The organism is Oligoflexus sp., from assembly GCF_035638955.1.
In the GTDB taxonomy this organism is placed as follows: Bacteria; Bdellovibrionota_B; Oligoflexia; order Oligoflexales; family Oligoflexaceae; genus Oligoflexus.
In genome coordinates, this window is record NZ_DASQYZ010000274.1 from 1 (window position 1) to 15,360 (window position 15,360).

The 15,360-nt window shown below is 53.6% G+C and carries 13 protein-coding genes; 6 read left to right on the plus strand and 7 right to left on the minus strand.

Annotated elements, in window-relative coordinates:
* Nucleotides 1–103: 103 nt before the first annotated feature.
* Entirely contained in the window at nucleotides 104–910 is an 807-nt protein-coding gene (locus tag VE954_RS24900; protein WP_324957928.1) for a c-type cytochrome domain-containing protein, read from the minus strand.
* Between the two features lie 378 nt (nucleotides 911–1,288).
* Here VE954_RS24900 and VE954_RS24905 point away from each other — a divergent pair, with 378 nt between their 5' ends.
* Complete coding sequence (locus tag VE954_RS24905; protein WP_324957930.1) at nucleotides 1,289–3,175, plus strand: hypothetical protein; 1,887 nt, start codon at nucleotides 1,289–1,291, stop codon at nucleotides 3,173–3,175.
* 111 nt (nucleotides 3,176–3,286) lie between these two features.
* On the opposite strand, the gene VE954_RS24910 is transcribed toward VE954_RS24905, so the two are convergent.
* Together VE954_RS24910 and VE954_RS24915 are read right to left on the minus strand one after the other, a co-directional pair.
* Complete coding sequence (locus VE954_RS24910; RefSeq protein WP_324957932.1) at nucleotides 3,287–4,171, minus strand: ChaN family lipoprotein; 885 nt, start codon at nucleotides 4,169–4,171, stop codon at nucleotides 3,287–3,289.
* Between the two features lie 272 nt (nucleotides 4,172–4,443).
* A complete protein-coding gene (locus tag VE954_RS24915) occupies nucleotides 4,444–5,805 on the minus strand; it encodes a SpoIID/LytB domain-containing protein (protein WP_324957934.1) in 1,362 nt (453 codons plus the stop codon).
* A gap of 295 nt (nucleotides 5,806–6,100) precedes the next feature.
* Here VE954_RS24915 and VE954_RS24920 point away from each other — a divergent pair, with 295 nt between their 5' ends.
* Nucleotides 6,101–6,811, plus strand: coding sequence for a YbhB/YbcL family Raf kinase inhibitor-like protein (locus tag VE954_RS24920; RefSeq protein ID WP_324957936.1), 711 nt, complete (start codon nucleotides 6,101–6,103; stop codon nucleotides 6,809–6,811).
* A 56-nt stretch (nucleotides 6,812–6,867) separates the two neighbouring features.
* On the opposite strand, the gene VE954_RS24925 is transcribed toward VE954_RS24920, so the two are convergent.
* Together VE954_RS24925 and norR are read right to left on the minus strand one after the other, a co-directional pair.
* A complete protein-coding gene (locus tag VE954_RS24925; protein ID WP_324957938.1) occupies nucleotides 6,868–7,995 on the minus strand; it encodes an aminotransferase class V-fold PLP-dependent enzyme in 1,128 nt (375 codons plus the stop codon).
* 178 nt (nucleotides 7,996–8,173) lie between these two features.
* Entirely contained in the window at nucleotides 8,174–9,712 is a 1,539-nt protein-coding gene (gene norR, locus VE954_RS24930) for a nitric oxide reductase transcriptional regulator NorR (RefSeq protein ID WP_324957940.1), read from the minus strand.
* A gap of 163 nt (nucleotides 9,713–9,875) precedes the next feature.
* On the opposite strand from norR, the gene VE954_RS24935 reads away from it, so the two are divergent.
* The 4 genes from VE954_RS24935 to VE954_RS24950 all read left to right on the plus strand — a co-directional run bounded on the left by VE954_RS24935 (nucleotide 9,876) and on the right by VE954_RS24950 (nucleotide 12,925).
* Nucleotides 9,876–10,013 (plus strand): hypothetical protein, encoded by a 138-nt coding sequence (locus VE954_RS24935; RefSeq protein WP_324957942.1) that lies wholly within the window; start codon nucleotides 9,876–9,878, stop codon nucleotides 10,011–10,013.
* Nucleotides 9,994–10,257: a hemerythrin domain-containing protein gene (locus VE954_RS24940; RefSeq protein WP_324957944.1), complete on the plus strand. Its 264-nt coding sequence runs from the start codon at nucleotides 9,994–9,996 to the stop codon at nucleotides 10,255–10,257. Before VE954_RS24935 ends, VE954_RS24940 begins: the two co-directional genes overlap by 20 nt.
* A 20-nt stretch (nucleotides 10,258–10,277) precedes the next feature.
* A complete protein-coding gene (locus tag VE954_RS24945; protein ID WP_324957946.1) occupies nucleotides 10,278–10,775 on the plus strand; it encodes a hypothetical protein in 498 nt (165 codons plus the stop codon).
* A 167-nt stretch (nucleotides 10,776–10,942) separates the two neighbouring features.
* Nucleotides 10,943–12,925 carry a S9 family peptidase gene (locus VE954_RS24950; RefSeq protein ID WP_324957948.1) on the plus strand — a complete coding sequence of 661 codons (1,983 nt, stop codon included), beginning with the start codon at nucleotides 10,943–10,945 and terminating at the stop codon, nucleotides 12,923–12,925.
* An 8-nt stretch (nucleotides 12,926–12,933) separates the two neighbouring features.
* Here VE954_RS24950 and VE954_RS24955 read toward each other — a convergent pair whose 3' ends face one another.
* Both VE954_RS24955 and VE954_RS24960 read right to left on the minus strand, forming a co-directional pair.
* Entirely contained in the window at nucleotides 12,934–14,436 is a 1,503-nt protein-coding gene (locus VE954_RS24955) for an FAD-dependent oxidoreductase (RefSeq protein WP_324957950.1), read from the minus strand.
* A 93-nt stretch (nucleotides 14,437–14,529) separates the two neighbouring features.
* Nucleotides 14,530–15,303 (minus strand): hypothetical protein, encoded by a 774-nt coding sequence (locus VE954_RS24960; protein WP_324957952.1) that lies wholly within the window; start codon nucleotides 15,301–15,303, stop codon nucleotides 14,530–14,532.
* Nucleotides 15,304–15,360: the final 57 nt, after the last annotated feature.

Sequence of the window (15,360 nt, forward strand, 5' to 3'; positions counted from 1 at the left end):
GCGAATTGGAAGAAAGAGGAAATCGGGGTCACGGGAAAGATGGAAAGGATGAGGATTTTTTCTCAGCTGGAATCAGACAAACTGGATCAAAAATGGGACCGTCTCAAGTCCGGCTAGATGTAGCAGGTTTCGACGGCCCAGGATAAAAGTCAGCCATAACCGATTCAAAGACAGCGATCGGGATACCCATTTCGTCCAGTTTAAGGCGATAAACCAGCTTTTTGGCATCGACGGGCACAGGCTTGACGATGACCGGGGAACGCGACAGGCTGTTGATGACCTTAAAGAAAGCTTTCCGCATGATTTCCAAATCGGCTTCGGCAACACCGACGTTATTGGGTACATGCAAGCTGAAGTAACGAACCTGGTTTTGATCGGCAGCAGCCACGCTCGACTGGATATCCTTTTGAATCACATCCAGAATCTGGGTATCACGCAAGGCCACAACCTGATTGGACTGCAGGCTCTGAATCCACTGCTTAATAATAGAGACATCACCTGATGCTAAAGGACCGACCGGAGGCATGTTGCCAAAGGGTGCGAGCTTGGTAAAGATCAGGGATGCTTCAGGGTTGCCAGCCACGATATAGCGACCGCTGGCCAGCATCGCCGGCACGTTGTCGATAATCGCAAAATTACCTTGGGGATTGGTGGCGCCATGGCAGCGGGCACAGTTCTTACTTAAGATAGCCTGGGCCTGTTCGGCAAGGGAACCGGCTGCGCCGGCTGGAACAGCCTCATCATTCGCATCGTCTCCGGCCGTGGCATCGTCGCCGACTGGAGCAGCTTCCACAGCAGCCGGTAATGCTCTCTTATTCTTATAAGAACCTGTCGCATCGGATTCCTTACAACTGAGCGCCCATATCAAAAAAAACAAGACCTGAAAGGCATTGCAAATAGCTGAGTACATAAGTCCGTCCCTTCCTCTAAATTTGGACCGCGATGGGTCCGACCCGCAGGCACCTGCGGAATGTGCAAAGTTTTATCGGAAAAATTTGGAAAGAATTGAGGAAGAGTGATGGAGTGACGTATTATCAAGATCTTACACGGTCGGTTATGGCAAAGGCGTATTCAAAATTTCTGATCGTTTCTATTAACGGGAAAAGCCCCCAAAACCTCGAAAATCGCAAATCTCACCATTTTTTGCACCAGAAGCTTTTGGAACATGCTCGTAAGTCCCTGTTATTGAGCATTATTTGCCGGGATCCTAAAGTATTGCCAACTTTTTCCGATAAAACTTTGCATATGAGGTTCGCGGAAACATTTTTAGCCTGCGAGGGGACCGGACATGAAACCAACTTTTAAAAACTACAGCCCTTGGATATTTATTCTGCTCCTGATGGGGGCTTGTAGTTCCAGCCCTTCCATACCAGTACTATCCAAGATCAGCGGCGTAGAAAAAATAGAGGAAAACAAGACGCCACCCCAGAACCAAGCTGCTGACCAAACACCCGCAGAGACTCCCGTTGCCAAGGGAAATCTGCAGGCTGAAGCTCTTGCGATCCTGGATCGTGCCTGCGTCAGCTGCCACAGTGCAAAGAATATTCAGGGTAACTTCGGTAGCCTCGATAACGTCGAAGCCATGATCGCCAGTAACCGCTACATAGTAGCAGGAGCCCCTGAGCGTTCGTTGATTTACACCAAGTTGGCTCCTGTTGGTAACATGCCTCCATCAGGCGCTCTGAAGCCTGAGGAAGCTGCCACGATCAAGTCGTGGATTGCCAGCCTCAAGGCTGTTCAGATCGTTCCTTTGAAAGAAACAACAGTTCTTGACGTGATTCAAAAGGATTTGCAGCTGAATGTTCCGGCTGCTGATCAGAATCAGGTCCGTTACTTCACCTTCCATGTGCCGAACAATGTCGGTACCAACGATGCATCTTTAGAGGCTATGCGCAAAGCTTTCGCCAAAGTCGTCAACAGTCTGTCGCGCTCGCCAGTCTTGGTCAAGCCGGTGGCTGTCGATGCCAAGAAACTCATCTATCGCATCAAGCTGGATGAAATCGGTGTTCCGGTTCAGGTCTTTGAAGACGTGATGCGCGATTTCTATCCATTCTCCAAACAATTTGTGAATACCGTTTCCGATGCTGTTTCGATTCAGGCCTCTCAAAATGATACCAACCTGCGCACGGCCACCGCCTCCAGCAACTATCTGATTCGTGCTGACTGGTTTATCGCAACCGCGACCATGCCGGTTCCATACGAGCGTCTCATGCAGCTCGGTGCCGACCAGGCCGCTCTGGATGCTCAGCTGGGTGTTAACATCAATGCTAACCTTGCTGCCAACCGTGTCTTGCGCTCCGGCTTTAAGAACTCCGGTGTGTCGAGCCAGAACCGTGTGATTGAGCGTCATAGCCAGAACAATGGTTTGTCTTACTGGATCAGCTATGACTTCGCCCGTCTCGACGCGATCGAGAACATCTTCGCCAATCCGCTGGGGCCGGTCGCTTTGAATACAGCGAAGAGCTTTCAGCATGACGGTGGTGAGATCATCTTCCAATTGCCTAACGGTATGCTTGGTTATCGCCTGGTCAACAACGCCGGTGTGATTCTGGATAAGGGTCCTACCAGTATCGTGAAGCAGAATGATGCACCCTCCCAGTTCCTGTCCGCGATCGTCAATGGTGTCTCCTGTATGAACTGCCACGGCGCTGGTCTGCTCTACAAGAAGGATGAAGTTCGGGCTTTTGCTCAAGCGAACGTAACGGCCTTCTCTCAGGCTGAAATGGAAAAGATTCTGAATATCTATCCTGAAGACGCCGTGTTCAAGGCTGCGATGGATAAAGACAATGCCTTCCACTTCAATGCTCTGACTCAGTTAGGTATCGACCCCAAGAGTCCAGATCCTGTGAACCAGGCCTTCCGCTTCTTCAACCGCTCGATGAGCAAGAGCGATGTGAAAGAGGAACTGGGCATTACGGAATCTGTGTTGGACGGCCTCTTGCAGAACGAACCTTACCGGACTCAGTGGAGCAGCTTGCGGACTCAGGGTTTCATCTCCCGTCAGGAACTGAGCATTCTGCAGACCCAGGCCATCGAACAGTCCCGCATCGAAGTGAACGTGGCGAATCCTTTACTTGGTGATTTCCTGGCGACCCCTGACTGTATGTTCGCCAGTCAGGTCCAGATGGACAACTGTGTGATTGCTGGTGCCAACGCGGCTCTGGCAGGACAATAAGCTCAGCCATTACCCTGGTCTGCGAACCACACATTCGTAGTCATGAGCCTTCCCCAAGTGGTACTTCTCATTGTAAGAGGCCTTTCCTGGCGGAGGGGCCTCCTTTTGGCTTCAGGGGCGAGAGGGCTCATTCACCACGTAGAGAAGATCGGCGACGGGCCCATAGCGCGGATGCACGAAGAACGCGCGAAGCTCGTCCTCGGTCCACACCTGAGCATCCACAATACGAATATAAACGACAGGCACATTCGGGCTTCGACGTTCGAGGCTGGTTACCACGCCTTGACGGTAGTCGCCATGAAAGGCGCCGGTTATGAGGACTCTCGATGAGTCACTCGGAAGCCTGAGCAGTTCCGTCGCCATGACTTCATCGGTGAGGCTCTGCGCCGCGAAGTAATTCTCGATAGGATAGGGCAGGGGATGCGGACCCATGGCCTCTTGAAAGCGTTCCCAGTAGAGGGGACCGCCCAGGATGAAGTCCTTGGGCAGCAGCGTGGGGTCGAGAGCTTCAATTCCTCCCCGCGTCACAGGACTCTTTTGCGCGCGGGACAGATTGGTCGGGACCAGCGCAGCGCCATGAGCCCGGGCGCTTTCAAGCACGGGTGCATATTCAGTGGTGGCAGGTCCAGCCGGGAACAGCTGCTGCAGAAATTCTTCGCTGCTGAGAGTATGGTCCTTATACTGCGCGTAATGTTCGTTGATCCGGAAGCGATCCTCGGTGTTGAGAAATTCCCAGCCTAGAATCAGCTGACTCGCCTTGGGCAACTCATGGGCGATGCGAGTGATCAGCCAGGCTTCGGCCAACTGCACGGGTGGATTATAGTGTTCCTCACCCAACACGAAGATGGTTGGTTGACCGGCGAGTTTATCGAATTCTGTGGGGTGGATTTGTGTTCCTTCGGCTGGGTTCCAGAGAGTTTGATTCCAGGACAAGGTTCCTGCTCGAGCTGAAGGGATGCTGAATACGAGGCTTAGTATCAAGAGGGCATGGCGCATGGAGGGTCCTCCGCTTGTTAGGGAAGACCATCTTAGGCCAAGGTTATGTCTGCCAACAATGATTTACGGTGTGTTGGAAATTTACTGCATGGCGTTTGGATGGAGATGATGGGACGTGGGAGTGCCAGAATTTTACTGCATGGCTTTTGGATGGAGATGACGGGACGCGGGCGTCCCAGAAGTTTACTGCATGGCGTTTGGATGGAGATGCCGGGACGCGGGCGTCCCATAAGATTACTGCATGGCGTTTGGGAATGAGTCCGCGCGGACGGTTAGCGTGCCGGCACGTGGGCGACCTGTTTCATGTATTTGATTGTTTCGCGTGCACAGTCTGGAACGCCTTCACGATTGTTATCGATCGAGCATAGGCTGGTGCGCACGTAAAAGTAATCCAGGATCTGGCGATAGGTCCAGGCTTTGCGTCCTGCCAGTGCCGCTGCACCCTGCTGGCTCATGCCCACGCCGTGGCCGAAGCCCAGGCCCTTGATCATGATTTGACCATCTTCCGCAGGGTTGACGGTAAAAAGGTTGGATGGCAGAGTTCCCACCACGCGCTTGAATGTTCGCGTAGGGATGGTTACATATTCACCTTTGGCGTCGATCATGGTCACAGCTTTCACGCGACCCGAATTGGTCTGGCCCACCATGGGAACCACAACGCGGGCAATCGGGCGATCCTTGGTCCAGTGACCCATTTCCTTCATCTTCTCGGTTAACTCGCTCAGACTGAATGGGCGTTCCCAAACAACTCGATTCATTTCCAGATCGCTGGCTTCGGGACGCGCCACGGTAAAAGGCGCCGGCTTATCCCAGATGGTGCTGGCTTCTTCGGTCGACCCACCGCTTTCCGCATGGTAGAAGGCCTGGATGACCTGACCCTGGTACAGCAGAATCTGGCCTTCGGTGGCGAAAACAGCTTCATCGGTTTTTTCTTTGCGATGCGTCACGCCCGTATAGGCTTGATACATCACCGTATCATCAACATCCCAAAGTCGCGCTGGAGCATAACGACGAGCGCGCAGAATGTGGTAAACGGCATACGTACGAGCCGCCACAGCCTGACTCTTCAGAGCTTCCATAGGCCAGTGATGAAAGACTTCGGATGGGACCACGCCGCGCAGATAACCGCGCAGGCTGACCACATTGATAGCCTCCAGCATGGTCTGCTCTTGCTTCTTAACCGCATGAACATACAGCAATCCTGAATAGCTCAGCGTCTTCAGCGCCTCGCCGGAATTGCGTTCCAAGGTAAATTGCTCGGGGCAATCGATGATCATGGCCGTTTGAAGATCCGAGGCCTTGAGCTGGATCAGGGTTTGATCCTTCTGCAAAATGCCTGCGGGTGCAATTTGATCCTGGCTGGCCTTAAAGATAGTACAAGGACTGTCCGCCCGAATCGTGAACTGATCCAGAACTTCATCCTTACCATGAGGCAGGAAATCGCGTTCATGGGGAAAGATTTTAACACGAATGGAAGCTGTGGATGCGATGTGTTCGGCTCCATTAAGATTGAGCATGTAAAGGCTGGCATCATCCTCGTCCTCGTCCGCAATCTTTTCCCCAGCCATTCCAGTGGGAACCGAAACCGCAAGGGTGGACAGGAAGGTGATGACCAAAGCCAACTGCTTTTTCATAAGGGATGACCTCACTGGTTAAGCATGGGCTACGTGTGTAATAGTTGATGTCTTGCAAGAACCGTGTCTGTTTGTAACGTACTGGTATCGCAGGCGTAGTAAGAATTTTTTGGGTCGTTTCGTCAAGACCATGGGCACCAATAAGTAGTCTACGTGATGAAAGAGGATGAGTTGCTGTTATTGCATGAGGTTTGCGTGCTTCGAAGGGGGTCTTATCGCTTGAAGAAGAGCCGGGGATTTTCACTTTCTCAAGTTATTGAGGTCCAGAGCCGATAGTGTGACCGGAGGCATATCAATGAAAAAAGCATCATGCACTATCAAAGTTTTGTACAGCGCGGCGCTCCTCTTGACCCTGGGATGCTCATCCGCTGTGCCCACGGCCCCCGCGACGAAAACCCAACAAACGCCGGTTGTTTCGACCGGCGACAGCACCAAGACGCAAGATGGTGACAGCGCGGATGGTAAGACTACGGCTGACACCGCGGCAACGCCCAAGGTTGAGGATAAACCCGCAACGCCTCCTGCCACGCCACCGGCTGCTCCCGCGCCTATGGCCATCACGAGTACCGCGTTTGCGAACATGGCTCCCATTCCTGTCCTTTATGTGGCTCGACAGGGAGGCGGCAATCAATCACCGCCCTTGCAGTGGAAGAACGCCCCGGCCGGCACCGGTTCGTTTGCGATTCAAATGATCGACCTCGATTTTGCCAACCCGCAGCCGCTGGTGCACTGGATGATCTCGAACATTCCAGCGACCACCACGCAGCTGCCCGTGAATATACCGGCTGGCAACAACCTTGCGGCCCCAGCCGAAGCTTTAGGTGCTAACCAATTTAGAAACTATGGTGGTCCCAATCCACCCAACCTGCATCGCTATGAATGGACCATTTATGCGATCAAAGCAGGCGAGACCTTGAATCTGACGGCCAATTCCACGACCAATAAAACGGAGTTGGAAGGCAAGAGTCTTGGTAAAGCCACCTTGATTGGAACGTTTCAGCCGTAATACCAATTCTCCCTGATGCCGGACGTGACACCAGATCCTCCGATGCTTCGGGGGGATCATCCCATCTGATCCAAAGCCTTCTGCAGATGCTGCACGGTCCGATCAATATTCATGAGCTTATCCAGCCCAAAAAGTCCCAAACGAAATGTTTTGTAATCCGCGGGCTCATCACACATGAGCGGCACACCTGCGGCTGTTTGCAATCCAACTTTGGCAAACTTGCTGCCTTTATGCAGACCATCATCATCGCTGTAGCACACCACCACGCCGGGTGCTTCGAATCCTGGGGCCGCGACGCTCGCAAATCCTCGGCTGGCCAGGAGCGCTCGAACTTTGCGACCCAGTTCACGCTGCTGGTCAGCAAGGCTGGCAAAACCCAGCTTTTCTGCTTCCTTCATAGCCTCATGAAAGCGGGCGAGCGCATCGGTCGGCATGGTCGCATGATAGGCATGACCACCGGCTTCATAGGCCTGCATGATCTGCGTCCACTTGAGAAGATCGCAAGCAAAGCTCGTGCTGCGGGTGGTCTCCATGCGCTGCCTGGCTTCCTTGTTGAGCATGATTAAAGCACTGCACGGGCTGGCGCTCCAGCCTTTCTGCGGGGCGCTGATCAGAATATCCACACCGCATTTTTTCATATCCACCCAAACCGTTCCGGAGGCAATGCAATCGAGGATGAAGAGACCACCCACCGCGTGGACAGCCTCGGCGACGGCTTGAATATAATCATCGGGCAATATAATCCCCGACGCTGTTTCCACATGCGGAGCCAACACCAGATCCGGCTTGTCCGTTTGAATCGCTTGCAGGACTTCAGCGAGGGGCGCAGGGCTGAAAGGTGCAAAACGTTCGGCACTCGGACGGCGTGCCTTCAAAACTTTATGTTCAGCCGGAATGCTGCCCATTTCGAAAATCTGGCTCCAGCGATAGCTGAACCAGCCGTTGCGCAGGACGAGACAGCGTCGACCCGTCGCAAACTGCCGAGCGACGGCTTCCATTCCGTAGGTTCCACCACCGGGAACAATCGTCACCGCGTCCGCTGCATACACCTGTTTCAGGGTGCTGGAAATGGATCGCATGATGCCTTGGAAGGTGGCCGACATATGATTGAGGGAACGATCGTTAAAGACCACAGAATATTCGAGAAGCCCTTGCGGATCGACTCCAGGTACAAGTGTTGACACGATGGTGCTCCTGATAAGACAAAGTGCGAAGTTCGAGCGCAGATTAGCACGACTCGTTCGCAGCGCACATCCCGGAGTTTGGCGTCATTTAAACGGTTCGACCGCCGTGTGTGGATAGGGTTCGCAGCGCACATCCCGGAGCTTGGCGTCATTTGAACGGCTCGACCGTCGTGTTTGGTTAGCGGATGCCGAGCCGTTGGGCCAGGCGATGCAGGTTGCTTCGGTGCATCCCCAGTAAACGGGCCGCCGCAGCCCAATTGCCATCGCTGGCCTTGAGGGCGCGCAGGATTTCCTTCTTTTGAAAGGTCAGCACCGACAAGGCCAAGGGCTCAAAGACATCCAGAGATTTTTGTTTGGAGGACGGCAGGGGCGAGGCCAACTGGGTGAAAATGCCATCCAGATGTTCCGCCCTGACGAGGGAACCCGGTTTGCCCGACGCGCGCGAAGCCCGAAGAGCCGCTCGGGTGAGACTGTGTTCCAGCTCACGGACGTTACCCGGCCAATCATAACTTTGTAGGATGTGCAGGGCATCCTTTTCCAGGCGCAGGGAACGGGCACCCAATTTCAAACTGATCTGGCCCAGAAAGTAATCGGATAGAACGGCAATATCATCCTTGTGATCCCGCAACGGCGAGATTTGCAAGGGATAGACACTTAATCGATGATAAAGGTCGGCGCGAAACCGGCCCTGCTTCACTTCGCGACTCAGATCCCGATTGGTCGCGGCAATCACGCGGGTATTAACCTGGTGCAACCGATCCGAGCCCACCCGTTGAATTTCTCCCGACTGCAAGGCACGTAGCATGGTCGCCTGAATCGAAAGCGGCAATTCACCCACTTCATCCAAAAACAAGGTGCCGCCGTCCGCCAATTCAAATTTTCCCATGCGGTCCTGAATGGCTCCGGTGAACGCCCCCTTGGTGTGACCGAAGAGTTCACTCTCCGCGATGCTTGCCGGGAGAGCCGCGCAATTCACATGAACCATGGCCTGTTCGCTTCGTGATGAACCCATGTGCAAAAGTCGAGCAACCAGTTCCTTGCCGGTTCCTGTTTCTCCCAATATCAGGACAGGTAAATCCGAAGACGCCACCATTTGGATTTCGCTCTTCAGGGTCTGGATGGGCAGACTGTCGCCGATGAGCAGACTGCCTTCGCGATGGAAATTATCGCGCTGCAGCTCGGCGGCGACCCGCTGATTTTTTTCCACCTTTTCTTCCAGAGCTTCGATCAGGGCTGCGGTTTGCATCGTGGCTGATGCCAGAGCTGCAATGCGTTCCAGCTGGCTGCTGCTGATCCCATCAAAGGCCCCCTGCTGCAGCGCGTCCATGGTCAGGAGTCCAACGGCTCGATTTTCCACCCAAAGCCCACAACCCATGCAGGCATGCACACGATCGCTTGGGTCTTCGGGATCACGCAGCCAGGCATCAAAAGGATCCGGCAAAGGATCATCAGCCGCAAAACGCACGGGACGACGGGATCCCAGGATCGTCGCCAAACGAGGATGTTCTCCCGGCACAAATCGATGTTTCAGCAGCGTATCCGGTAATCCGTCGACGGCCAGGGGAATAAGAATTCCATGCTCGAAGCGAAATAAAGCCGCCACGGCGCCAGGCACCAATTTTCGAACCGCCTGCAAGAGGCGGCTGTAGCGGGCATCGGTCGGCAGGCTTTGCGAGAGGTCGAGGGCGACCTGAACAAGAGGATCCGTCGGGTTCATGCGAGTCCCTGGGCTGGTTATCCATCTGATAACGTGTTGTCCGTTTTATAACATTATACGTTATCGGGATGACAGCGGGCTAGTTCAATGTGGCAGGATCATGGGTTTTAGATTTCGGCACGAATTTCGCTTAACTGGGAGTGCACGATGAGGGAGCTGACGTATGCAACCTGGAATCGCTGGAAAAAATCCTGCGACACGCGAAACCCTTGGGGATCGCGCCGCGCGAGATCCCGCAGTGGCTCGTGTCTTCGCGCGTTTCGCCGCTCCTGAACGGACCGATGACAGTCCTGCACCATGAACATGAAACGACGGGCGCGCAACTGAGCCGAATTCGGCAGCTCGCGGATCAGTTCCAAGCACCCGCGGGTGCATTCGAAAGCTGGTGTGCTCTGTACAGCGGTCTTGAAGAACTGGAATTTGCTATCATGCAGCATATCAATTTCGAAGAACACGTGCTGTTTCCCCGAGGTCTGCAGCAGCCCGCTACGGCTGCAGAGGGCAGCAGCTGCCCTCTGCAGCTGCGGCAAAGATCTCGAACCTAAAATAACGGAGGATCTATCTCATGCTTCGATTCGTGATGGCCTGTGTTTTATGGAGTGGCGTGACAGCGTGTCAACCGACACCCAGTGCTTCGGAACGGTCGGAGACGGAAACCACGGCGCCTGCGACATCCGACAGTGCGGCCACTCCTGCTGAAAAGAAGCCGATTCATCTGCCTTCCCAGAATCAGCAGGCGAGCAAAGGATATGCCGTGCCCGGGGTTCGCCCGAACGAGATTTGCATGGAAAAAGGTTTCACTTATCTTTATCAGGGCTATCTGCGACCGGAGTGCGGAACCTGTCACAATAAGGCCAACCGTTATAGTGTGACCGAATTCGCTCAAGGTGCTGATGAAGCGGCCTCGTTTGCGGTTCTGAAAACTGTCACCGATTCCAAGAAACTTCTTGAAGCCGTCCTGGGCAATGTCTTCTGCAAAGGCTGTGTGATTACCAAGGACGATCCGCTGTATGCGGATCTTGAATACTTCGTGCAGCATATGGATCGTTGCGAGAAGCCTTGATTCGTCTCTCCTCGAGTCCCCCGGCGTTTGCACGGTGAACACCGGTGCAAACGCCGGGGTAAACGCGCGGGGGCATTCTGACGCTTATGAATCCCCAAAAATTTATTGCATATTTTTTGATGAAATTCCGTCAAACTCCGTGGATTGGACCATGGAGGAACAGGTACGTGCGAGTTATTTTTAAAGTCATCATGCTGGTGAGCTGGAGTTTTATGGGCTGCACCTTTCAAAAGGCGCAGCTGACCAATGAGCTTCAGACGGAGTTAAAAACATTCAATGGCAAGGGTCAGCCCCTGGAGGATTTCTTCAAAGAGGCGGAGTACTCTCAGCTGAAGATTTCCCCCGATGGCCGCTTCATTGCGGCGATTTATCCCAAGAATGGCATAAATTCGATCGGCATTCTTTCGAGTGATCTGAGTCAGTTGATCTTTACCGGCCAGTTTGATGATGAACGCCATGTCATCAACTACGAGTGGGTGAATGATACGCGCCTGATGCTGCAGGCAGGCAAGAAATTCGGTTACCTGGATGGCCGTAATTCCGACGTTCGGACCTATTTTGTGGATTACAACGGCCGCAATTTCCAGAATTTTTTCGCGGGCAAATGGGCCTATTATTCATTAGTACGCACCTTGCCCAATGATCCCAACTATGTAGTGATGGCTAAGTATCATTACTCGGACCGCGGTCGACCCACTGCTGTCAAAGTGAATGTCAACAACGGCGACGAAAAGCTGCTGGCGTCGCCTCCTATCGCGCGCGGGTATTTGCTAGCAGACCAGAATGGTGAAGTCAATGTCGCGCTGGAACCCAGCAAGCAAAGCTTTGACGAGAGTCAAATTCACTACCGCCTCGGACGCGGCTCACCCTGGACCAAACTGGAATATCCGGTCAAAGGCAAAGGCTCCTTGAATCCCCTCCATCTGGATACCAAGGCGAAGGCTCTTTATTTAATGTCCGGTCTCGAAACCGGACGGGATGCGATCTATCGTTTGGATCTGACAAGCGGTCAATCGAAGCTCGTTTCAAGTGACCCTGTGGTGGATGTAAGCAGTCCTATCATGGATGAGGATCGTCTTGTCGGTGCGGTTTATGATCCGGACTATCCTGAAATTGAAATGATTGCCCCAGATTCTGAAATCATGACATTGTACCGCGATCTGCTGGTCAGTTTCAAAGGTCAGCGCGTCAACAGTTTGAATTTGACCCGCGATAAATCTTTGGGTGTTTTTATGGTGTCCAGCGATACCAATCCCGCTTCATTTTATAAAATCGATGTCAAAAGTCGCAAGGTCACGCCTCTGGGGCAATCCATGCCCTGGTTGAAATCCGCCAAGCTCGCGAGCATGAAACCAGTCAAATTTAAATCGCGCGATGGTCTGGATATCCATGGATATCTGACTCTGCCGCCCCAAGGCGCTCAGAAAAATCTGCCGGCTGTCCTGGTGGTTCACGGCGGTCCTCATGGCATTCGTGATTTCTGGGATTATGATCCCGAAGCTCAGTTCCTGGCTCAGCGCGGCTTTGCCGTGCTGAAGGTTAACTATCGTGGTTCAGGTGGGTACGGTCGTCCGTTTCTGGAGTCCGGCTATAAGCAATGGGGCCTGAAGATGCAGGATGACCTGACTGATGCCACCAACTGGCTGGTGAAGGAAGGCTATGCGGATGCCAAACGTCTGGCGATTTTTGGCGCCAGTTACGGCGGCTATGCGGCTCTGATGGGTGCTGTTCGTGAACCGGATCTGTACCGGTGTGCGGTGACCTATGTGGGTGTTTCCGATTTGACCATTCAACGGAGTGACAGTGATACCGGTGAGTCGGAAGCAGGCGAGGAATACATGGATCGTGCGCTGGGAACAGATGAAGCGGATCTGAAAAAACGTTCGGCCCTCTACAATATCGATCGCATCAAAATTCCCATCATGATCGCCCATGGCAAGGATGATGTCCGGGTGCCCTTCTCGAACGCCGAACGCCTGCGCGACGCCCTGGAAAAAGCCAAGAAACCTTATGAATGGTTGGCCAAGGATTCCGAGGGTCATGGCTTCAGTCAGGATGCCAACCGCTATGAATTCTATCTGCGACTGGCCCAGTTTCTGGAAAAACACACCGCCGTTCCCAATAAAACGGCGGCTCAGAGCGGTCACTGAATCAATTCTTATTCACTCTTGAGCTGCATCCCATAGCGGGCGTTCAAGAGTTTGATTGAGGATTTATAAGCCCCATCGCTCCAGCCGGAGCGGTTGGGGAAATAAGCTTCACCCACCAAAGCCACCGGCTCTCCCTTCAGCGGTTCCACAGCCCATTCGGTGATGTCAGCATTGGTATGAGTCGCTCCCGCGCGCAGATAATGCCAGCCTGCAGGCCAGATCTGAACATGAGTCTTAAGGGGCTGCGGGATCGCGACGGTCGCTGGTTCACTCACACCATTGTTGCTAAAGATCCTGGTCAGACCCTGATGAATTTCCGCTTCCACCTGCTGCATCGATTTTTGCGCCAGCTTCTCCCAGTGATCCACACAACGCTGATCGTCATCATAAACCGATCGTGTCACGTTCTGCTGGGCCGCATCCGGGTTCATGGGAATTTCGATAAAGTTCACACAGCTGTCAGTTGTCCAGGCTCGCCAGACCTGATTGCTGCCGTCCGGAAGCGCGGGATTACGGATATCCTTCCACCAGGCGGAAGGCCACCACTGGGTGATGGTGGCGACCTTGACCCCAATGATGTCCTGGAAAGCTTTTTGTTGATGAATGCGGGCAGGCACATCACCGTGCAGGTGACGAAACGCATGCGGAGGAACTGCGATCACCAGCTTACGGGCGTTGATCTTATAACGATGACTCTGCAGCTGATAGGCGGCTCCCTTGCGGTTGATCGTCCGGATAGGCTCGCCTTTGAAAATGCGGACGCCCATCTTTTGCGCTCGTTCCTCCATGCCACGAATAAACGTCGACATGCCACCCACGGGATAGGACGCCACGCAGCACACATCCCATTCCGTATCCAGATAATCCATGTAGCCTCGGGCATCGAGTGGATATTCGAAATCGGCCCGGAAGCGCGTCATATCACGAAGGTAATCAAGTCCTGCTGGCTTGGTCACCGCGCTCACATAGCTGCGAAAGTCTGGATATTGGTCGACCCTGGCACGCTCGGGGCCATGGCGCAGCTGATCGTAAAGCCAGGTTTCCTGATCCGTCTCGGGATTGTCCTTAAGAGGCAGGCCGGGATAGAGCGAAACGAAATCGTCCTTGCTGAAGGACGTCCGGCCTCGGGCTTGAATCAGATCCGTGCCGAGCGGCGGGCTTTCCAGCTCCAGTCCCAGTTCAGCTGCCAGATCAAAAACCACAGTCTGCGTTTCCATAATGCGACGCGCACCTACACCCATGCGAGGCGCATCCTTGTTCTGCGATTCATAGGAAATATCATGAATGCGTCCGCCCAGGTCCTGCTCTTTTTCAAAAAGGCAGACCTTGGACCCCAGAGTAGGTCCCAGGCGAAAGGCCGTGTGCAGACCGCCAGCACCGCCGCCAATGATGGCGACTTCGCAGTTTAACGGTGCCGCAGGTTTTGCCAGAGCCCCTTGGGTGTGAAAAACACTGAGACTGAAAAAGATGGTTGCGAGAATACCAGGACGACTCGCCTGAATGCAGATCATAAAAATACTTACTCCCCGTGATGAGACCATAATCTGAAACTGGCCTCACCCTACCGGGAATTACTGGGCTTGCAAAGACAATTGCCGCGCGGCTCACAGCCCGATGGTTGAGAGCAGACGATCGGTGTCCATGGACTGATAGCGAGCCGAATGAATGCCGTTGGTGATCCATGCCGCCTGCAAGCCTTCGGCTTCAAAAAGACTACGGAATGTTACAAGATCAGGATCGCTGGGAATCACAGTGCCGGAAATATCACCGTAGGGGTTTTGAAATGAAAAGGGATGATTGTGGAGGAACGTCGTGAACTGCCACGCATTCTTCTGAATTTCGTTGCGTTGGGCCAGGCTGATCGCCACCCCGGGCGCACCCATGGACTCATGCTCGATAAAGGATGCAAACACTTTCAGTTGGGATTGCTTGCGATAGATTCGGGCACTGAATTCAGAACCGGGAACATTCAAGGGATGAAACTTCAAATGTTCCGCCATCAGCATCAATTCCAGACATGAACTGTTCGCGATACGTCCGACTTCGCGCCTTTCGATCAGCCGAAAGGCTTCGAGGGACGGATCATTGATGCCATATGCTTTCTCAAAAACCGCCCTTTGCCGTGCCAGGAGGACAAAGGGATCGGTATCGGTCTGACCGTTGGCGTAATCCCGGTACTCCTGCAAACTGGCCGGAATAGGTGCGGACTCCACTCCCAGCCAGGTTGGGGCCTCCTTCAATTCCCAGACAAACTGCCAGGCATTATTTTCAAAGCGCTTCTCCACCGGCTCGGGGGAAGCGGGACATGACCATGCTGCTGCTGCTATCATCCAGGCCAAGGCTGGCGCCAGGACGCGGATGGAACCCACGATATTCATTTTCAACTCCTTGGACGCAAAGCTATCTTAAGGGCATCTGTACTCATTTTTGTCCGG